This window comes from Saccharopolyspora karakumensis, assembly GCF_004349225.1.
In the GTDB taxonomy this organism is placed as follows: domain Bacteria; phylum Actinomycetota; class Actinomycetes; order Mycobacteriales; family Pseudonocardiaceae; genus Saccharopolyspora; species Saccharopolyspora endophytica.
In genome coordinates this window covers 189,407-208,581 of record NZ_SMLA01000005.1, presented here as the reverse complement: position 1 = coordinate 208,581, position 19,175 = coordinate 189,407, and the positions used below count along the sequence as shown (strand labels likewise).

Annotated in this window: 20 protein-coding genes and 3 pseudogenes; 15 read left to right on the top strand and 8 right to left on the bottom strand. The window is 71.3% G+C overall.

All coding sequences use genetic code 11. The annotated features are described in order from the left end of the window. Both E1202_RS05870 and E1202_RS05865 read right to left on the bottom strand, forming a co-directional pair. Positions 1–188, bottom strand: a pseudogene (locus E1202_RS05870) (ACR3 family arsenite efflux transporter); the annotation flags it as partial. Beyond that, a pseudogene (locus E1202_RS05865) lies at positions 185–478 on the bottom strand (ArsR/SmtB family transcription factor). The pseudogenes E1202_RS05865 and E1202_RS05870, both read right to left, overlap by 4 nt. A 124-nt stretch (positions 479–602) precedes the next feature. Between E1202_RS05865 and E1202_RS05860 the strand changes: the two are divergent. Further along, positions 603–997, top strand: a pseudogene (locus E1202_RS05860) (ArsI/CadI family heavy metal resistance metalloenzyme). Positions 998–1,078: 81 nt separating this feature from the next. On the opposite strand, the gene E1202_RS05855 reads toward E1202_RS05860, so the two are convergent. The 3 genes from E1202_RS05855 to E1202_RS05845 are packed head-to-tail and all read right to left on the bottom strand — an operon-like array spanning position 1,079 to position 4,626. Next, positions 1,079–2,083, bottom strand: coding sequence for a sugar ABC transporter substrate-binding protein (locus E1202_RS05855; protein WP_132681511.1), 1,005 nt, complete (start codon positions 2,081–2,083; stop codon positions 1,079–1,081). Between the two features lie 31 nt (positions 2,084–2,114). Then, positions 2,115–3,125, bottom strand: a complete 1,011-nt coding sequence (locus tag E1202_RS05850) for an ABC transporter permease (RefSeq protein WP_132681510.1) — start codon at positions 3,123–3,125, stop codon at positions 2,115–2,117. Further along, on the bottom strand, positions 3,118–4,626 hold the full coding sequence (locus E1202_RS05845; protein ID WP_235877743.1) for a sugar ABC transporter ATP-binding protein: 1,509 nt from the start codon (positions 4,624–4,626) through the stop codon (positions 3,118–3,120). Before E1202_RS05845 ends, E1202_RS05850 begins: the two co-directional genes overlap by 8 nt. Before the next feature lie 230 nt (positions 4,627–4,856). On the opposite strand from E1202_RS05845, the gene E1202_RS05840 reads away from it, so the two are divergent. Then, positions 4,857–6,494 carry a serine/threonine-protein kinase gene (locus tag E1202_RS05840; protein WP_132681508.1) on the top strand — a complete coding sequence of 546 codons (1,638 nt, stop codon included), beginning with the start codon at positions 4,857–4,859 and terminating at the stop codon, positions 6,492–6,494. Between the two features lie 114 nt (positions 6,495–6,608). Further along, a complete protein-coding gene (gene rocD, locus E1202_RS05835; RefSeq protein WP_132681507.1) occupies positions 6,609–7,838 on the top strand; it encodes an ornithine--oxo-acid transaminase in 1,230 nt (409 codons plus the stop codon). An 82-nt stretch (positions 7,839–7,920) separates the two neighbouring features. Here the strand turns inward: rocD and zapE are convergent, their stop codons facing one another. Then, complete coding sequence (zapE, locus tag E1202_RS05830; protein WP_132681506.1) at positions 7,921–8,952, bottom strand: cell division protein ZapE; 1,032 nt, start codon at positions 8,950–8,952, stop codon at positions 7,921–7,923. Between the two features lie 72 nt (positions 8,953–9,024). On the opposite strand from zapE, the gene E1202_RS05825 reads away from it, so the two are divergent. The 10 genes from E1202_RS05825 (at position 9,025) to E1202_RS05780 (ending at position 14,801) form a co-directional block, all read left to right on the top strand. Further along, positions 9,025–9,786, top strand: a complete 762-nt coding sequence (locus E1202_RS05825; RefSeq protein ID WP_132681505.1) for a pyrimidine reductase family protein — start codon at positions 9,025–9,027, stop codon at positions 9,784–9,786. A gap of 148 nt (positions 9,787–9,934) precedes the next feature. Beyond that, positions 9,935–10,453 carry an Asp23/Gls24 family envelope stress response protein gene (locus E1202_RS05820; protein ID WP_132681504.1) on the top strand — a complete coding sequence of 173 codons (519 nt, stop codon included), beginning with the start codon at positions 9,935–9,937 and terminating at the stop codon, positions 10,451–10,453. A 33-nt stretch (positions 10,454–10,486) separates the two neighbouring features. Beyond that, a complete protein-coding gene (locus E1202_RS05815; RefSeq protein WP_132681503.1) occupies positions 10,487–10,789 on the top strand; it encodes a hypothetical protein in 303 nt (100 codons plus the stop codon). 27 nt (positions 10,790–10,816) lie between these two features. Further along, entirely contained in the window at positions 10,817–11,065 is a 249-nt protein-coding gene (locus E1202_RS05810) for a hypothetical protein (RefSeq protein WP_132681502.1), read from the top strand. Positions 11,066–11,108: 43 nt separating this feature from the next. Then, positions 11,109–11,291 (top strand): hypothetical protein, encoded by a 183-nt coding sequence (locus E1202_RS05805; protein ID WP_132672664.1) that lies wholly within the window; start codon positions 11,109–11,111, stop codon positions 11,289–11,291. Next, positions 11,288–11,653 (top strand): Asp23/Gls24 family envelope stress response protein, encoded by a 366-nt coding sequence (locus E1202_RS05800; RefSeq protein WP_132681501.1) that lies wholly within the window; start codon positions 11,288–11,290, stop codon positions 11,651–11,653. Before E1202_RS05805 ends, E1202_RS05800 begins: the two co-directional genes overlap by 4 nt. Before the next feature lie 3 nt (positions 11,654–11,656). After that, positions 11,657–12,193: a DUF6286 domain-containing protein gene (locus E1202_RS05795; protein ID WP_132681500.1), complete on the top strand. Its 537-nt coding sequence runs from the start codon at positions 11,657–11,659 to the stop codon at positions 12,191–12,193. Beyond that, positions 12,190–12,792: an alkaline shock response membrane anchor protein AmaP gene (gene amaP, locus E1202_RS05790; protein WP_132681499.1), complete on the top strand. Its 603-nt coding sequence runs from the start codon at positions 12,190–12,192 to the stop codon at positions 12,790–12,792. The genes E1202_RS05795 and amaP overlap by 4 nt, the downstream gene beginning before the upstream one ends. A 9-nt stretch (positions 12,793–12,801) precedes the next feature. After that, positions 12,802–13,905: an ATP-dependent DNA ligase gene (locus tag E1202_RS05785; RefSeq protein WP_132681498.1), complete on the top strand. Its 1,104-nt coding sequence runs from the start codon at positions 12,802–12,804 to the stop codon at positions 13,903–13,905. Positions 13,906–13,916: 11 nt separating this feature from the next. Beyond that, on the top strand, positions 13,917–14,801 hold the full coding sequence (locus E1202_RS05780) for a 2-dehydropantoate 2-reductase (protein WP_235877741.1): 885 nt from the start codon (positions 13,917–13,919) through the stop codon (positions 14,799–14,801). A gap of 101 nt (positions 14,802–14,902) precedes the next feature. Here the strand turns inward: E1202_RS05780 and E1202_RS05775 are convergent, their stop codons facing one another. Next, positions 14,903–15,775: an EamA family transporter gene (locus E1202_RS05775; protein WP_408006091.1), complete on the bottom strand. Its 873-nt coding sequence runs from the start codon at positions 15,773–15,775 to the stop codon at positions 14,903–14,905. A gap of 316 nt (positions 15,776–16,091) precedes the next feature. Between E1202_RS05775 and E1202_RS05770 the strand changes: the two genes are divergently transcribed. After that, complete coding sequence (locus E1202_RS05770) at positions 16,092–17,651, top strand: alpha/beta fold hydrolase (RefSeq protein WP_132681497.1); 1,560 nt, start codon at positions 16,092–16,094, stop codon at positions 17,649–17,651. A 275-nt stretch (positions 17,652–17,926) separates the two neighbouring features. On the opposite strand, the gene E1202_RS05765 is transcribed toward E1202_RS05770, so the two are convergent. Beyond that, on the bottom strand, positions 17,927–18,697 hold the full coding sequence (locus E1202_RS05765; RefSeq protein ID WP_235877739.1) for a DUF4389 domain-containing protein: 771 nt from the start codon (positions 18,695–18,697) through the stop codon (positions 17,927–17,929). A gap of 147 nt (positions 18,698–18,844) precedes the next feature. Between E1202_RS05765 and E1202_RS05760 the strand changes: the two genes are divergently transcribed. Then, complete coding sequence (locus tag E1202_RS05760; protein ID WP_132681496.1) at positions 18,845–19,138, top strand: hypothetical protein; 294 nt, start codon at positions 18,845–18,847, stop codon at positions 19,136–19,138. Positions 19,139–19,175: the final 37 nt, after the last annotated feature.

Below are 19,175 nucleotides of genomic sequence, written 5' to 3'. Positions count from 1 at the left end.
AGACCCAGCGCGATCGGCAGCGAGACACCATCGATCTGCACCGCGTCCAGCGCAGACCCCAAACCGGGGACCCAGCGACCGGCCAGCAGACCGACGACCATCGCCGCGCCGATCCACACCGGCAACAGCCTGTCGAGCGTCGAAAGTCGTGCGACTACCGCGCTCTCGGGTTCGGCCGTGCGCGTCACGCGAGCACCTCCGCCGGCGTCAGAACCGACGAGACGGCGCTCAGGGCCTCGGGACGCACGCGGTAGTAGATCCAGGTCCCGCGCCGCTCCCCCTCGATGACCCCGGCCTCGCGCAGCACCTTGAGGTGGTGCGCGAGGTCGTCGCCCGGACAGCTCGAAAGCACCGGTCAGATCGCACACGCAGGCCTCGCCGCCGGCGTGCGAGGCGATCAGCGAGAGCAGGCGCAACCGCACCGCTCCCCGATCGCCTTGAACACGCGCGCCAGCTCGATCGACCGCTCGGCGCTCATCGGCTCCCGCAGGACCGGCGAGCAGCCCAACTCCTCGTGCTTCGACACCGCTCTAATTTGACATACCTCAAAACAAGGATCTCGAGGTTGTTGCTTCGATGCACATCAAAACAAGGGGTTCGTGATGTCACGCCTTCAACTCGCCCTCCGCGTCGGTGACCTGGAGAGGTCGATCTCCTTCTACTCCAAGCTCTTCGGCGCCGAACCGGCAAAGCGGCGCCCCGGCTACGCCAACTTCGCCATCGCAGAACCGCCGCTGAAGCTGGTCCTGCTCGAAGGCGAGGACGGTCAGGACACCGTCATGGACCACCTCGGCGTCGAGGTCGGTGACACCGCCACGTCGAGCAGGCCACCGCCCGCCTGGCGGAGCTCGGCCTGTTCACCGAGGTCGAGAACGACACCGACTGCTGCTACGCCGTGCAGGACAAGGTCTGGGTCCACGGACCGGGCCGGGAACCGTGGGAGGTCTACACCGTCGAGTCCGACTCCCCGGCCGCGGATGCCACCTGCTGCTCGTAAACGTCCTGAAATGCGAGAACCCCGGCGATCGCCACCGCGAGCACCGGGGTTCTGCAGGAGCGGGCCTCCGCCGCGATCACGTCACTGGGGCGGGTTCTCGCAGGAGGGGTTGAGGATCTTCTGGACCTCGGGCGAGTCCAGGTTCTCCTTGGTGATGAGGGTGGCGCCGGTGTCGGTGCTCGGGGTCTGCTCGCCCGTGCCCCGGATCTTGGCGACCGCGGTGTTGACCGCCGCGTAGCCCATCTTGAACGGGTTCTGGGCGATCAGACCGGTGATCACCCCGTCCCGCAGCGACTGGATCTGGCCCTCCGAGGTGTCCCAACCGATGATCTTGACCTGCCCGGTCTTGCCGGACTGGCGGACCGCCTCGGCCGCGCCCAGCACGCTCGGCTCGTTGGCCGCGTAGATGCCGTTGAGGTCCGGGTTGGCCGTCAGGATGTCCTGGGTGACCTGCAACGCCTTGTTGTAGTCGCTGTCGCTGGACTGCTGCGCCACCAGCTGCAACCCGGGGTTCTTGGCCAGGCCGTTCTTGAAGCCCTGCCCGCGGGTCTCGTTGGTGCTGGTGCCGGCCTGGAACTCGATGAAGGCGACCTTGCCCTTCCCGCCCAGCTGACGCGCCAGCTCGTCGGTGCCCTGCTCGGCCGCGGCGACGTTGTTGGTGGCGAACACCGGCACGTCCGGCGGCTGCGGGGTGGTGCCGGAGTCCATGTTGACCACCGTGGTGCCCTGGCCCTGCGCGGTCTTGGTGACGTCCGACAGCGCCTTGGCATCGGTGGCCGCGTAGACCAGGCCCTTGACGTCGCCCTGGGCGAGCATGTCCTGCAGCAGGCTCTGCTGACCGCTGACGTCGCTCTCCGCGCTCACGCCGTCCCACTGCAGCTCGACGTCCTTCTGCTTGGACCCGGCGCACTCGGCACCGACGCGGACCTTCTCCCAGAAGTCGAAACCGATCGCCTTGGGCACCACCGCGATCTTGATCGGGCCGCCGGCCTCCTGCCCGCCGCCGGTCTGCTCGCGCACGCCGACGCTGCAACCGGTGGCCGCCAGCGTCAGCATCACGCACGTTGCGGTCAGAACCTTCTTCATCGCAGAGCTCCCTTGCTCCTAGCGAAAGTGGCTATCCGACGTCGCCGCCGAGCTTGCGGCGCTGGTAGTAGTCCCACCAGACGGCCAGCCAGATGATCACGCCGATCAGCACGTTCTGGTAGAAGGTGCCGATGTTGAGCTGCACCGCGCCGTTGCGGATGACCGCGACCAGGAAGGCCCCGATCAGCGAACCGAGCACGGTGCCGCGCCCGCCGAAGAGGCTGGCGCCGCCGATGACGACCGCCGCGATCACGTCCAGCTCCAGGCCCTCGCCGAAGTTCGGCTGACCGGAGTTGATCCGCGACGCGGCGATCATGCCGCCGAGCCCCGCCAGCGCACCGGAGAGCACGTACACCGAGGTGATGTAGCGCTTGACCGGGACGCCGGACAGCCGCGCGGCCTCCATGTTGGAACCCATCACGTACGCGTAGCGACCGAGTCGGGTGCGGGTGAGCACCACGTACCCGAGCAAGGCCACCACGATGATGAGCACCACCGGGATCGGCAGGATCCCGATGACGCCCTGCCCGAGCAGCCGGAACGAGTCCGGCGCGCCGAACACCGCGACCGCACCGGTGGCGATCAGCACCAAACCCCGTCCCACGCTGAGCATGCCCAGCGTGGCGATGAACGGCGGCAGCCCCACCACCGACACCAGCAGGCCGTTGACCAGCCCCGCCAGCGCACCGACGGCGAGCCCGCCCACGACGCCCAGCAGCGGGTTGAACCCGTAGTCGGCCATCAGCAGCACGCCGATCACGCCGGAGAGCGCGGCCACCGAGCCCACCGACAGGTCGATCCCGCCGGTGATGATCACCAGCGTCACGCCCACCGCCATCACCGCGTTCACCGAGGTCTGCGACCCGAGGTTGAACAGGTTGTCGGCGGTGAGGAACGACGGCGCGATGATCGACAGCAGGATGAACACGACGATCAGCGCGCCGGCCGCCGCGACCTGGGAGACCGCGCCGGAGAGCCGGTCGCTCAGCCCGCCCAGCAGGCCGCGGTCCCCATTGGACGGTGCCTTGGTCTGCTCAGTCATGGTTGCCCTTCGCTCCGGTCGCGAGTGCGACGACGCGTTCTTCGGAGAACTCGGTCCGCTGGACCTCGCCGGTGATCCGGCCACCGCGCATCACCAGGATCCGGTCGCACATGTTCAGCAGCTCCGGCAGGTAGCTGGAGATCAGCACGACCGCCTTCCCCTGCTCGGCAAGGGAATCCAGCTGCTGGAACATCTCCGACTTGGCACCGACGTCCATGCCCCGGCCCGGCTCGTCGAAGAACAGCACGTCGGCCCCGGTCTCCAGCCAGCGCGCCAGCACCACCTTCTGCTGGTTGCCGCCGGAGAGGGTTTGCGCGTGCCGCCCCACGCGCGGGACGCGGATGCGCAGCGAGTCGCGCTGGCGCTCGGCGATGCGCCGTTCGCCCTGCAGGTCGATGAGCCCGTAGCGCAGCATCGGCAGCTTGGCCATCGTGATGTTCTTGTCCACGCCCAGCTGCATCGCCAGGCCGTCGGTCTTGCGACTCTCGGTGAGGTAGCCGATCCCGGCGGCGATGGCGTCGGCCGGGCCGCGGATGCGCAGCTTGCGACCGTCCATTGTGATCGTTCCGCGCTCGGGCGGTTCGGCGCCGAAGACCGCGCGGGCCAGTTCCGTTCGCCCGGCGCCGACCAGCCCCGCCAGGCCGACGATCTCCCCCGCGCGGACCTCGAAGGACACGTCGCGGACCTGCTCGCCCCGGGTGAGCCCGTCGACCTTCAACCGAACCTCGCCGGGCGGCTGGTGGGTCCGCGGGTAGAGGTTGGAGACGTCGCGGCCGACCATCAGCTGCACCAGCCGCGCCTCGTCGAGGCCGTCGACCGGGCTGGTGTCCACAACGGTCCCGTCGCGCATCACGGTGACCCGGTCACCGATCTCGAAGATCTCGTCCAGCCGGTGCGAGATGTAGAGCACCGCGATGCCCTGCGCGGTGAGTTCGCGGACGATGCCGAACAGCTCCTCGGCCTCGCGCTCGGTCAGGCTCGCGGTCGGCTCGTCGAGGATGAGCACTTTCGCCTGCACGGCCAGGGCTTTGGCGAGCTCGACCCGCTGCTGCTCCGCTGTGGACAGCAGCGACACGCGACGACCGGGGTCGACGTCCAGGCCGACGCGCGCGAGCAGTTCGCGCGCGGCGCGGCGCTCGGCGTTGCGGGAGATCCAGCCGCCCCGTCCGGGTTCGTGCCCGATGAAGAGGTTCTCCGCGACCGACAGGTCCGGGGCGAGGGCGAACTCCTGGTGCACCATGGACACACCGAGCCGCCGCGCCGAGCCGGGCCCCTGGAAAGTGACCCGAGCTCCGTCCAGTTCGATGTGACCGCTGCTGGGCTGCTCGATCTGAGCGATCATCTTCATCAGCGTCGACTTGCCCGCACCGTTCTCACCTGCGAAGACGTGCACTTCGCCCGGTGCGATCTCCAGGGTGACGCCGTCGACGGCCACCACTCCGGGGAACCGCTTGCCGACGCCGCGCAGCGCCACTGCCGGGCGTTGTCCGCTGGCTGTCACGGCGTACCTCCCTCGATCCGCTGCGAGCGTGCTCCAGGTCACGGTGCGCCGGATCATACCCACACCGCGGGTCATCGTGAAAGGGCTGGAATGAAGCCAAGTAACCGATTACCGGACGGGCTCGCCGACGCGATTTCGGGCGACCGCCGGACGTGGAAGCGGAGGTTACGTAAGCTTTCGGTCAGGACAGCGCACACGCGACCACCGATGATCTAGGGGGCGAGGACGCCGTGCAGCCGTTGCTGGCCAGCGATCCGACCAGGGTCGGCGACTACCGGCTGCTGGCACGTCTGGGCCGCGGCGCGATGGGCGGGGTCTACCTCGGCCGCTCGCGCGGTGGCCGCGTGGTCGCCGTCAAGGTCATCCGCGCCGACCTCGCCGAGGACCCGGAGTTCCGCGAGCGTTTCCGGCGCGAGGCCGACGCGGCCCACGCGGTCGGCGGGTTCTGGACCGCCGCCGTGGTCAACGCCGACCCGGACGCCGAACAGCCCTGGCTGGCCACCGAGTACGTGCCCGGACCGACGCTGCACCAGGCCGTCGCCGACCACGGCGCGCTGCCCGAGGCCACCGTGCGCAGCCTGGGCGCCGGACTGGCCGAGGCGCTGGTGGCCATCCACAAGGCCGAGCTGGTGCACCGCGACCTCAAACCGGCCAACGTCCTGCTGGGCCCGGACGGCCCGCGCGTCATCGACTTCGGCATCTCCCGGGCGATGACCGGTCACTCGCTGACCGCGACGGGCATCTTCCTGGGCACGCCCGGGTTCTTCTCGCCCGAGCAGACGCTCGGCAGCGAAGTGGGCCCGCCCAGCGACGTGTTCTCGCTCGGCGCGGTGCTGGTGTTCGCCGCCGCGGGCTGCGGCCCGTTCGGCGAGGAGAGCACCGCCTCGCTGCTGTACAAGGTCGCGCACGCCGAGCCGGACCTGGAGAAGGTGCCGGAAGGACTGCGGCCGCTGCTCGCCGAGTGCCTGCACAAGGACCCGGCGGCCCGCCCGACCCCGGCGCAGATGCTGGACCGGATCGGCGAGACCAGCCCGCAGGGCAGCAGCTGGCTGCCGCCGACGATCACCGCGGTCATCGCCCAGCACTCGACCGAGCTGCAGCGCACGGTGCAGGTCCCGGACACTCCCCCGCCGCAGCCGGTTCCCGCTGCACCGCAGGCAGCGCCCAGGCCGGTCACCCAGGCCTACACCCAGGCGCCGCCGGTCGCCGCGCCCGCGCAACCGGCGGCCGCGCCCGCGCCGCAGGTGCGGGACAAGATCGTCCCGTCCCCGCCGCAGAAGCGCCGGACGCAGGCGCAGCAGCAGCGCGAACCCCGCGTGCGACGGGACGGGCCGGGCCCGGAGTTCCGCACCCGGGGACGGGTGTCGGCGGCGATGTGGACCGCGGTCTTCGCGCTGCTGCTGGTCGCGGCGTTCTACCTCTCCGACCACATGGACATCCCGTTCACCCACGGGTCCGTGTCCATGAACCCGGACCGGCTGGCGGTCTTCCGGATCGGTGCGCTGCTGCTGCTGTTCGGCGCGGTCTGGTCGTGCGGCCGGATGCTGGCGCCGAGCCTGCGGTTGAAGGTCAACTCCGACGGCGTCGTGGTCCACCGGATGGGCCTCACCCGTGAGATCCCGTGGCAGCAGGTGTCCCGGGTCGGCGTGGTCGGCAAGGGCAAGTCGACGTCCCTGGCGGTGTGGTTGGCCGACGGTTCGGCACCGCGCTCGTCGGCGTGGCACCGGGTGCGGCGCTACCACGGCGGCGCGCGGATCTACCCGGTCGGCGCGACCGGCGGCTTCATCTCCCGGCGGCAGGAGGCCCGGCGGTTGCGCGGGGCGCTGGAGCAGTACGCCCGCGGGCGCTACGACTCACGCATGCTCTGAAGCCGGGAGAGCACAACGAAGCTTCGCGTTCGCCCGAATCAACGCAACGAAGCGACGCAACAAGCAAGGCTTGACGACTGAAATCCGCTGGACCATCGACATAGCCTTGTGCTCATGGCTACCGCCCACCACCTCGACACCGAGTCCCGCGCCGGGGAGTTCCTGGCGCTCGACGAGCGCTACAGCGCGCACAACTACCACCCGCTCCCGGTCGTGATCGCCGAGGCCGACGGCGCCTGGATGACCGATGTGGACGGACGGCGCTACCTGGACTTCCTCGCCGGTTACTCGGCCCTGAACTTCGGGCACCGGCACCCCGAGCTGGTCGCCGCCGCGTCCGAGCAGCTCGGCAAGCTCACGCTGACCAGCCGCGCGTTCCACCACGATCAGCTGGGACCGTTCTGCCGGGAGCTCGCCGAGCTCACCGGCACCGATCGGGTGCTGCCGATGAACTCCGGCGCCGAAGCGGTCGAGTCGGCGATCAAGATCGCTCGCAAGTGGGCCTACCAGGTCAAGGGCGTGCCGGAGAACCAGGCCGAGATCATCGTGGCCGGCTCCAACTTCCACGGCCGCACCACGACCATCGTCTCCTTCTCCACCGACCCGGACGCGCGCGCCGAGTTCGGCCCCTACACGCCGGGCTTCACCGTCACCGACTACGGCGACGCCACCTCCGTCGAGGCCGCGATCAGCGAGCGGACCGCGGCGGTGCTGGTCGAGCCCATCCAGGGCGAGGCAGGCGTGGTCGTACCGCCCGCCGACTACCTGCCCCGGCTGCGACGGCTGTGCGACGAGCACGGCGCGCTGCTCATCTGCGACGAGATCCAGTCCGGCCTCGCCCGCACCGGTGAGCTGCTGGCCAGCGCCCACGACGGCGTCCGCGCCGACCTCTACACGCTGGGCAAGGCCTTGGGCGGCGGCATCCTGCCGGTGTCGGCGGTGGTGGGCCGCGACGACGTCATCGGTGTGCTGCAGCCCGGTCAGCACGGCTCCACGTTCGGCGGAAACCCGCTGGCCGCGGCCGTGGGCCGCGCGGTGATCCGCCTGCTGAGCACCGGCGAGTTCCAGGAGCGCTCCCGCGACCTGGGCGCTCATCTGCACGCGCGTCTCGGCGACCTGATCGGCAACGGCGTGGCGCAGGTGCGCGGCCGGGGCCTGTGGGCGGGCGTGGAGATCGCGCCCGGCGGCCCGGTGGGTCGCGAGGCCAGCGAGGCGCTGATGGCCAAGGGCGTGCTGTGCAAGGAAACGCAGGACACGACGCTGCGCATCGCCCCGCCGCTGACGATCACGCGCGACGAGCTCGACACCGGCATCGACGCCATCGCCGAGGTGCTCGCGAAGTAACCACTGGTCCGAACCGTCCACGACCGCTTGCCCGGACGGTTCGGACCGCAACCCCCCGCCGTCACCGGCGCGCGGCGGGGGATCAGGACTTGGTGAGGTCCCGGGACAGAGCGGTGAGTCGGCTGATCGCCCGCAGGTACTTCTTGCGGTAGCCGCCCTGCAGCATCTCCTCGGTGAACAGGCCCGACAGCGGCGCGCCCGAGACGCGGACCGGGATGGCGCGGTCGTAGAGGCGGTCCGCCAGCGCCACCAGGCGCAGCGCCACGTCCTGGTCGGGGGCCGCGTGCACGCCCGAGAGGTGCACGGCGGTGATGTCGTCGACGAGCCTGCCGTACTTCGAGGCGTGCAGACCGGCGAGGAAACCGCAGAGCTCGTCGAAGTCGTCGAGCGTCGATCCGTCGGTGGCCTCGGCGAGCCGGGACAGCTCCTCATCGGCCATCGGCGGCGGCGCGTCGGGCAGACCGCGGTGCCGGTAGTCCGGCCCGTCGACGCGCACCACGCCGAACCGGGCCGACATCGCGTGGATCTCGCGCAGGAAGTCCGCCGCGGCGAACCGGCCCTCGCCCAGCTTGTCCGGCAGCGTGTTGGACGTGGCCGCCACGTGCACACCGGCGTCGGTGAGCTTGGCGATCAGCTGGGTGACCAGCATCGTGTCACCCGGGTCGTCCAGCTCGAACTCGTCGATGGACAGCAGCCGGTGCTGCGAGAGCCGCTCGACGGTCGCGGCGAACCCGAGAGCGCCCACGAGGTTGGTGATCTCGACGAAGGTGCCGTAGGACTTGGTGCCCTCGGTGGCGTGCCACAACGAGGCCAGCAGGTGGGTCTTGCCGACCCCGAAGCCGCCGTCGAGGTAGAGCCCGCGCTTGTCGCCGTCGGCCTTCTTCCTGCCGCCGAACATCCCGCGCAACCAGCCGCCACCACCACCGGCGGAGGCGTTGATCCGCTCCGCGAACGCCGCGCAGTCACGCACGGCCTGCGCCTGGCTGGGCTCGTCCGGATTGGGGATGTAGGTCTCGAAGCGCGCCGCCGCGAAGCGGGGCGGCGGCGTCATCGCCTGGACCAGCTCGTCCGGGGTGATCTCTGGACGGCGGTCGACCAGACGGGCGAAATTCATGCGACCGACTCTATAACCGGTCACCGCCGAGCCAGGTCCTGACGCCACGTGCCACTCGTCACCCGTGGTGGGATGGCTGCCGTGGTCGAACAGCTCTGGCCGGTGAACGGCGCACCAGAAGCGGACGAGCGCCTGGAGGCGCACTACGCCTACCCCGAAACCCCGCACCGCCCGTGGGTCCGGGTGAACTTCGTGTCGAGCCTGGACGGCGCGGTCACCTCCGGCGGCAGCTCCCGGCCGCTGTCGGATCCGGTGGACCGCAAGGTGCTGAGCCTGATCCGCGATCTCTCCGACGTGATCCTGGTCGGCGCGGGCACCGCCGTGGCCGAGGGGTATCGGGGCGTGAAGCGCAACGCGGTCCGCACCGAGCGGCGCGCCCGCCTGGGGCTGTCCGAGGTACCGCCCATCGCTCTGGTCACCGCGCGCGCCGCGCTGCCGCTGGACTCGCCGCTGCTGACCGACACGCTGGTGCCGCCGATCGTCCTCACCTGCCAAGCCGCGCCCGCGCAGCGGCGGGCGGCGCTTTCCGAGGCCGGTGCCGACGTGGTGATCGCGGGTACCGACCGGGTGGACCTCGCCGCCGCGATCGACGCGCTGGGTCAGCGGGGGCTTCGCCGGATCGGCTGCGAGGGAGGGCCGCAGCTGTTCGGCGGTCTCGTCGACGCCGACCTGGTCGACGAGCTCTGCCTGACCCTCTCCCCCATGCTGACCAGCGGAGACGCGGGCCGGATCGCGGAAGGTCGCGGTGTGGAGGCGCCGCATCGGATGCGTCTGGAGTCGGTGCTGCACTCGGATTCGCTGCTGTTCCTGCGTTACGGAAGAATGCGGGAGTGACGGGTGTGGCGAAACGCCGACGCTGTCACCCGAGGCACCCGAATGGTGCCGCGATCGCATCTGGGACACCCTTCGGACCAGGTGCGGGCATTACTCGCGCCACACCTCGCCGACATTCCTCGGCGTACCGGGAAGGAGCTGGATTTCCATGGCCCAGAACAGCGACACGTCGTCCGGCCAAGCCACCCAGCAGGCTGGGGCTCAGAGCAGCGAGCGGCGCATCCCGGACACGCGCAGCGGCGGATCACCCGCGCGCACCGCCGACGAGGGCTCGCAGGGCAAGACGACCATCGCCGCGTCGGTCGTGCAGAAGATCGCGGGCATGGCGGCTCGTGAGGTCTCCGGCGTCCACGCGATGGGCGGCGGCGTCTCCCGCGCCTTCGGCGCGCTGCGCGACCGGATCCCCGGCGGCAGCGGCACTTCCTCCACCTCGGGCGTGCAGGTGGAGGTCGGCGAGAAGCAGACCGCGGTGGACCTCGACCTGGTCGTCGAGTACGGCGCGTCCATCGTGGACCTCTCGCGCGCGGTGCGGCGCAACGTGATCACCGCCGTGGAGCGGATGACCGGTCTCGACGTCATCGAGGTCAACATCGTCGTCAACGACATCCACCTCCCCAGCGACGACGAGGAGGAGGCGCCGCAGCAGGCGCAGTCGCGCGTCGAGTGACGTCGTCCGTCCGAAACCGCCTAGGAGGCCCAGTTGCCGGAGCAGCCATCCGCCAGTGAGCTCGCCGAGAAGGTGCTTGCGCACCCGTCGGTGACGCGGCTGGCCGGCGGCGAGTTCGGGGAGATCACGTCCTACTTCCCCGGCCACCGCATCACCGGCGTGCGGATGCCGGAGGACGGGGGCGTGGAGATCGGCGTGGTGGTGCGCCTCGACCAGCCGGTCGGCACGACCGTCGCCGAACTGCGCGCCTCGCTGGCCGGGACGCTGGGCGCGACCCGGGTGGACATCTACGTGTCCGACGTGGAAACCGCCGAGGACCCGCCGGAACCGGCATGACTGGCCGGTCCCGACTGGAGGCGCAGAATGGTGGACGTGCACCACGATCCGGCGACGCGCGCCGAGATCCGCGCGTTCGTCCGGGCGAATCACCCGGACGTGGGAGGGGACCCGGAGGCGTTCGCCGCCGGGCTCGCTCGGCTGCGCGGCAGGACCGCCGATCCCCGGTTCGACGCGCCGATCGTGGTGGAGACCAGGCCTGGCGGAGTCCGTGGCCTGCTGCACCGCGTCCGATGCCGGTGGCGGCGCCGTCACGCACCTCCCCGCGTTCGATGACCCGTTCGTGCAACAGCCCGTTTCTTCACAGGAGGCATCGGAGATGAATGCGACGCAGACCGGACTGATCGCCGGGCTGATCCTCGGCACCGCCGCGGCGGTCGGCGGGTTCAGCGGGTTCTTGATCGCCCTGCTGATCGGCGTGGTGGGGCTGGTCATCGGCCGGATCCTCGACGGCGAGCTGGAGGTCGGCGATCTGCTCGGCCGCTCCAAGGACCGCCGATGACCGCAGCCGCGACCAAGCCGGAGGAGACCACCTCCGACGAAGCGCTGGAGGAGCGCGGCGACCTGCACATCAACCGCTCGGTGCTGCGCAAGATCGCCGAGCACGCCGCCGACGTCGACCCGGGCAGCGCGCGCAGCGGCCGCAAGCACGCCGCCGGTGCCGAGATCAGCGGCCCGGACGACGCGTTGCGAGTCCGGTTGACCGTGGCGCTGCGCTACCCGAACCCGGTGCGCGACACCGTCGCCTCGATGCGCGAGCGGGTCGAGGCCGAGCTCTCCCGCATCGCGGGTTGCAAGGTGCGCAGCGTCGACGTGACCGTGTCCGGGCTGGTCCCACCGACCGCGGCACCCCGGGTGGAGTGAGCGATGCGCCTGTTCGTACGACTGATCACCGCCGTGGCCGGCATCGTCCTCGCCGCCGCCGGAGCGCTGCTGGCCATCGATTCGGTGTGGTCGCTGATCCGGCCGGGCGGCCGCGGCCTGATCCTCGGCCCGGCCGCGGTGCGCGATGGGCTGGCCGGGTTCTCGTGGAACGACGTGCCGGTGCGGCTCGTGGCCTGCGCGCTGATCGTGCTCGGCCTGGTGCTGCTGATCGCCACGATGAGCGCGGGGCACCGGGAGATCCGGCTGCACGACCCGGCCCCCGAGGTCACCGTCACCACCGACCGCCGTTCGCTCGCGCGGCTGGTCGGGCACCAGGTCCGCGACCAGGACGGCGTCGCGGGCGCGACCGTCACCGCCGGGGCGAAGCGGGTCCGCGTCAAGGCCACCTCGCGCTTCCGGGAAACCGGTGACCTGCGAGGGCGGCTGACCGAGACCGCCGAGCACGCCGTCGGTGACCTGCCGCTGCCCAGCACGCCGAAGGTACTGGTGTCGCTGGCCACGCCCAAGGAGCGCCGATGAGCGAGATCAAGCCGAGCAGCACCCCGATCGGACGCGGCGCGGGCTTCGAACGCGGCGCCGTGACCCTGCTGGGTCTGCTGTCGCTGCTGGCGGGCGCCGCCGCGATCGTCGTGGGTTCCGGAGTGCTGGGCGTGTTCCGCGCTCAGCGGCCGGTGGCCGATCCGCTGGTGGTGCAGTGGGTGCAGGCGAACTCGCGGCTGGCCGCGGTGATCGGCATCGTCACCGGGCTCGTGCTGTTCGTGCTGGGCCTGTGGTGGCTGGTGCGCGCGCTGCGGCCCGAGCAGCGGCCGGACTTCCGCCTGGAGCACTCCGACTCGGGCGACCTCGACGTGACGGCCGGGGCGCTGTCCGACGCCGTGCGCGCGGACGCCGAGCAGGTTCAGGGCGTCAAGCGGGCCCGGGTGCGGATGGCCGGCACCGACCGCTCGCCGTCGCTGCGCCTGACGCTGTCGCTGCAGGAGGGCACCAACGTCCGGCACGTGTGGGAGGAGCTGGACGAGAAGGTCCTCGCCCGAGCCCGCCAGGCGCTGGGCCGGGAAACGCTGCCCACGGCCATCCGGCTGCGACTGGACCGCGCACCCAAGCAACGCGTTCAGTAGGAGGCCGTCGTGCTGCCGCTGCACCCTCCGGTGAAACCGATGCTGGCCAGCCCGGTCGACGGCGTGCCGCGCCGCGAGGGCCTGCTGTTCGAGCCGAAGTGGGACGGCTTCCGCTGCCTGGCGTTCGTCGAGCCCGGCAGTCGCGCGCTGTTGCAGTCGCGCACCGGGCGCGGGTTGGAGCGCTACTTCCCCGAGGTGCAGGCGACGCTCTCCCAGCAGCTGGAGCGCCCGGCGGTGCTCGACGGGGAGTTGGTGGTGATCCACCACGACTCCGACGGCGACAGGCTCGACTGGAACCAGCTCAGCGAGCGGATCCACCCCGCCGCCAGCCGCGTCAAGGCGCTCGCCGAGCGCACCCCGGCCACCTTCATCGCGTTCGACCTGCTGGCCCTGGACGACCAGGACCTCACCGGATCGGCGCAGTCCGAACGCCGCTCGCTGCTGGCCGACCTGGGGCTGGACCGCCCGGGCCTGCGCACCACACCGGCCACCGAGGACCCGGAGCTGGCCGAGGAGTGGTTCCGGTTGTTCGAGGGCGCCGGGCTGGACGGCATCATCGCCAAGCCCCTCGACGGCCCGTACGTGCCGGGCAAGCGGACGATGCTCAAGATCAAGCACTCGCGCACGGTGGACTGCGTGGTCGCCGGGCTGCGCTGGCACGCCAACACCGAACCGGGCACCGCGGTCGGGTCGTTGCAGCTGGGGTTGCACGACGAGCACGGGGTGCTGCACCACGTCGGCGTCGTCGGTGCGTTCTCCGCCGCGCGCAGGCGTGAGCTGGCCGGGGAGCTCACCGAGCTGATCACCGAGGGCGAGCACCCGTGGGTCGGCGAGAACGCGACCGGGCGGCGGCTGCCCGGGTCGGTGAACCGCTGGAACAGCAACGAGCAGCCGTGGGTGCCGCTGCGCCCGGAACGGGTCGTGGAGGTCTCCTACGACCACACCGAAGGCGGACATCCGGCCCGGTTCCGGCACACCACGCAGTTCGTGCGCTGGCGTCCCGACCGGGCCCCGGAGTCCTGCGACTACACCCAGCTGGACGAGCCGATGCGCTACGACCTCGACTCGGTGCTGTTCGGTGCAGTGCACCGCACGGATCGTTCGAGCGGGTAACGTCCGCTCCCGTGGTAGAGCGGATTGCGGTGATCGGTTCGGGTGGCATCGGCGGGGTGATCGCCGAAGCGGCGCACGCCGCGGGCCACGAGGTGACGATGTGCGTGCGCACCCCGTTCGAGCGGCTGGTGGTGGACGCGCCCGAGGGGCCCGTGGACGTCCCGGTGTCGGTGGCGACCGATCCGGGTGCCGTCGGCGAGTTCGACTGGATCGTGCTGACGACCAAGGTCCACGACGTGCCGAGCACGGCTCCCTGGTTGCGCGAGCTCGACGACGGGCGCACGCCCCTGGTGGTCGTGCAGAACGGTGTCGCGCACCGCGAGTCGGTCGCCGAGCTGCGGCTGCAGGCGCCCGTGCTGCCCGCGTTGATCTACGTGGGAGCCGAGCGGACCAGCCCCGGCCGCGTGGTGCGCCGGTCGCCGGCCACCGTGCAGGTCCCGGCGGGTGACCTCGGCTCCCGGTTCGTGTCGATGCTGGCGGGCTCGGCTCTGAAGATGCGCGAGACCCACGACTTCCACACCGCGGCCTGGCGCAAGATGCTCACCAACGTGGCACCGAACCCGATCACCGCGCTGACCCTGCGCCGCCTGGACGTGCTCGCCGACGCCGAGGTCCAGGAGCTCTGCGCGGGCATCCTCACCGAGGCGATCGCCGTCGCCCAGGCCGAGGGGGCATCGCTGACGCAGCAGGACGCGGACAAGGTCCTGGCCGACTACACGGCCCAGATGCCGCCGACCAACGGCACCTCGATGCTCTACGACCGCCTCGCCGGTCTCCCGCTGGAGCACGAGCACATCACCGGCACCCTCGTGCGGGCGGCCGACCGGCACGGCATTCCGGTCCCCCTCAACCGCACGCTCCTGACGCTCCTCCGCGCGGTCAAACCCCACCCCTGACCCAGAAACCCCGCACCCGGGCACGTCACCGCAGATCACAGCCCTGGCCGGGTGGGGGATTCGAATTGCGCGCGAAGTTCGGATCGTGCCGCCCGGTCGGGTCAGTTCGCCGGTGGGTCGCTCGACTCGGACGTCGTGCGGGTGGTGGCGACCGAGCCGACGGAGGCGATGACGACGCAGCAGATGGCCAGCCACTGCCAGCCGGTCAGGAGTTCGCCGAGGACCACCAGGCCGGCGAGGGCGGCGACGGCGGGTTCGGTGCTCATCAGGATCCCGAAGACGCGGGCCGGCATCCGGCGCAGCGCTTCGAGTTCGAGCGTGTAGGGCACCACCGAGGACATCAGCGCGACCACCAGTCCGATGATCAGCACCGTCGGGCTCAGCAGCGCGGGCCCGGAGTCGAAGGCGCCGACGGGCAGCGCGACCAGGGCGCCGAAGGCCATCGCCAGCGCCAGCCCGGAGGTTCCGGTGGTGCGGCTGCCGAGCTTGGCGCCGAGCAGGATGTACCCGGCCCAGCAGGCGCCCGCGGCCAGCGCGAACGCGACGCCGACCCAGTCGAGGCCGCCTTCGACGCGGGACAGCAGGAACACGCCGGTCCCGGCCAGCAGCGCCCACACCACGTCGAGCTTGCGATGCGAGCCGAACAGCGCCACCGTCAGCGGCCCGAGGAACTCGATGGTCACCGCCGCGCCCAGCGGAATCCGCTCGAACGCCTGGTAGATGCACATGTTCATGCCGGCGAGCACCAGCCCGTACCCTGCTACGACGCGCAGCGTCGGCCAGTCCAGCTTCAGCGACGGGCGGAACACCGCCAGCAGGATCAGCGCGGCGAACACCAGCCGCAGCAGCACCACGCCCGAGGCCCCGGCGACGCTGAACAGCTGCTTGGCGAACGCGGCGCCCACCTGCACGCTGACCACGCCGACCAGCACCATCATCGGCGGCGGCACGGCTCCCAGCGCAGCGGCCGACACCCGGCTCGCGCTCCACCGACGTTCGTCTCCCGGCCCCCAGGCGACCTGCACAACGCTCCTTCACGGCTCAAGCGACAACGACCAGCACGCTATCCCAGCGAACGCCCGACCAGAACGCGCGCCGGAGGTGCTCCTGCGCACCCCCCGCGGGAAGCACCGTGCACCGGACTCTCGCACCCGGAGCCGGGTTCGGCTTCCGGTGCCGCTGACCGCAGCGAACCGGCCCCGTGCCCGCGGTGGAACGTCCCCTAACCGAGGTCACACGTCGATCATGGGATGCTGCGTAACAAGTTCGCCGGTTCGACTAGGAGTTCTTGTGCCGCGCACCATCAACCGGGCCGGGGCCGCGCTGCTGCCGTTGCTGCTGCTGGTGGTCGCCGGTTGTTCGGTCGGGCCGTCCCAGCGCCCCGCGGTCGCCTACCACGACAGCGAGCAGCAGGTGGCGCCCGCGCCGCAGCCGCCGAAGCCGCGACCGGTGCCGCCGCTGGGCGCCGCTCCCCGCGACGCGCTGAACTGGCAGGACTGCACCGACCAGACCCGCGCTGAGCTGGGTTCCTTGCCGCCCGGCCTGACGTTCTCCTGCTCCCGCCTGCTCTCCACGCTCGACGCACCGGAGGCTCCGGAGCGGGGCACCGCGCGCAACTCCCTGATCCGCACCGGCTCCGGCCGGGTTCCGCTGGTGGTCGTGGGCGACATCGGCGGCGAGCCGGGCACGACCTTCGCCGCGCGGATGGCCACGCAGCTGCCGCCGGAGATCCGCAACACCTTCGACATCATCGGCATGGACCGGCGAGGCACCGGCGAGTCGGAACCCGCCGACTGCGTTCCGCCGCAGCAGCGCGAGGAGGTCTTGGGCTTCGATCCGCGCGCGACCCAGCGCCCGGACCTCGACCGGCTGCTGGAATCGGTGCTGTCGGCCAGCCAGGAGTGCCTGCTCAAGCTCGACGAGCGACTCCAGGCCTACGACACCTGGCGCACCGCCTCCGACCTGGAAGAACTCCGCTTGGAACTGGGTGTGCCGAGGCTGCACGCGATCGGCCGCGGCGAGGCCGGACGCCTGCTGACGACCTACGCCGAGCGGTACCCGGGCGGGGTCGGGCGGTTCGTGATCGACGGCGCCCCGGACCCGACGCGCGACTCGATGGGCCAAGCCGAGTACCAGGCGCAGACCGCTGAGCAGACCTTCGACGTCTTCGCCGCCGACTGCGTCAGCCGCAACTGCCCGCTCGGCCCGAACCCCCGGCAGACCGTCAGCGACCTCGTCGAGCGCACCCGGAGCGCCCCGCTGCCCGCACCCGGCACCTCGGTGCCGGCGGGCCGGGTCACGCAGGCCGTGCTGCAGGGGCTCTCCGACCGCAACGGCTGGCCCGCGCTGGCCGAGGCGCTGGCGGCGGGCAACCGCGGTGACGGCACGCGCCTCGCCGAGCTCACCGCGCCGCTGGTCGCCGCGCAGGGGGTGAACCCGCCGTGGTTCGACGGGGATCTGATCACCAGCTGCAACGACACGACGTTGCGCGTTCCGCCGCAGCGCAGCAGCGAGATCGCGCAGGACTGGGTGAACCGCTTCCCGCTGTTCGGCGGCGTCGCGGCGCAGCGCGTGGTGTGGTGCGGCTCGTGGCCGGTTCCGCAGCAGCCGCTGCCGACTCCGCGCCGCGCGGACCTACCGCCGATCCCGGTGATCACCACGGCCCACGATCCGCGGACGCTGGCGCTGGGCACCGATCACCTGGCCGACGAGCTGCCGACCGGCGTGCCGATGCGCTGGCAGGGCGCCGGGCACGGAGCGATCACCCGCTCGACGTGCGTCACCGACGCGATCAGCCGATTCCTTGTGCAGGGGGTCGTGCCCACCGAGGGCATGGCCTGCCCGGAGTGATCCCGCAACACCCCGGGCAAGCCACCGCCACTTCAGCCGCAGCTGGAGCAGCAGCCACAGGAAGGACCGCTGCAGCTGCCGCAGCAGCTGCAACCGCCCTGGTGCGGTGCGTCGGTGCCGACCATCTCCGACCTCCGATCGGTGTTGGATACCAGCACCGTCCGATGTTCCTCGCCGATCCGACCGCCGGGACACCGCTGCACGAGCGAACCGACGTCGCCCGAGGAGCGGAACCGGCGGCTGCGATCAGTGACCGGGCCGGGTTCTCGGGACGATCACCCGAGGTGGGCGTACTGGTACTCGTGCGGGGGCGGCTGCGTGGACGACACCGCGCCGTTGCCCACCATCGCGAGAGCGCCCAGCACGATGAAGACGATCAGCAGGATCCGCCCGCCCCGGGACATCACCAGCGGTCGCGTACCCGCCGGGACCTCGGCGGCCTCGCCCTCCTCGCGGGCGTCGCCGAACAGCCGCTTCGGGTAGGCGCCGGTGAGCAGGTAGATGTAGGCGTTGGTGCGCATCGAGTAGCGCAGAGCGGCCACCGAGGCGTCGAAGACCGGGCGCGGGTTGCGGCCCATGACCAGGATGATCAGCCACAGGAAGAACGCCAGGACCCCGAAACCCCACGAGGTCACCGCGGCCACGATCGCCGCCGGGATCAGCAGGACGAACCGGAACGCCACCGCCCAGCGGTTGAGCCTGCCCGGCCGGATCTCGACGTCGACCGGGAACTGCGGGTCGCCCACGACGAACGGCGGGTAGCGGTCGACCAGCAGCCACGCGGAGGCTCCGACCCGCGTGCTGTAGGAGATGTAGAGGGTGAGGAACCCGGAGATCCACTCGGGGAGCCTGCCCAGGACCAGCGCGGCGAACCAGCCGATGAACACCACCACCGCCGCCGCGACGCCCAGCGCCCACAGCACGATGAAGTGCGGGATGAGCAGCAGCATCCGCAGCAGCACGGTCCAGCGGCGGTGCCGCCGCGGTGGCGTGACCAGCAGCTCCGGCAGGAACCGGCCGTCTTCGACTGCGGCTGACTCGCTCAAAGCCACCCTCCCGGCGCTCCACGGTCAATTTTTCCCAGCCTAGGCGGTTCGCCGCCGACGGCGAGGACGATTGCCCTGGTCGGCCCCCACTCCATTCGGTGAACTCCGCGATTCCGCTCCGCGCTGATGAGGCGATACGGTGTGCCGATGCAGCGCCGTGAATCCGAGGAGCCGGCCCGCTTCGGCGACCTGGACGACCTCGATCAGAACGATCCCGAGGTCCGCGCCTTCGCCGAGCACCGCGCGCGGATGGACCGGCCGAACTCCGAGGCCACGGTCGAGGGCATGCTGCGCGGCGTGGACGAGTTCGCCCAGAGCGCCAACCGCACCGGAGGCCACCGCAGGCTGGCGGCGGTGGCCGTCGTCGTGCTGATCCTGTTCGGCGTGCTGTTCACGGTCTGGAACGCGGTGGCCTACATGCTCGGGGTGTTCTTCGGCTGATCGTGGCATGGACCTCGATCCGACCGGGCGACTTAGC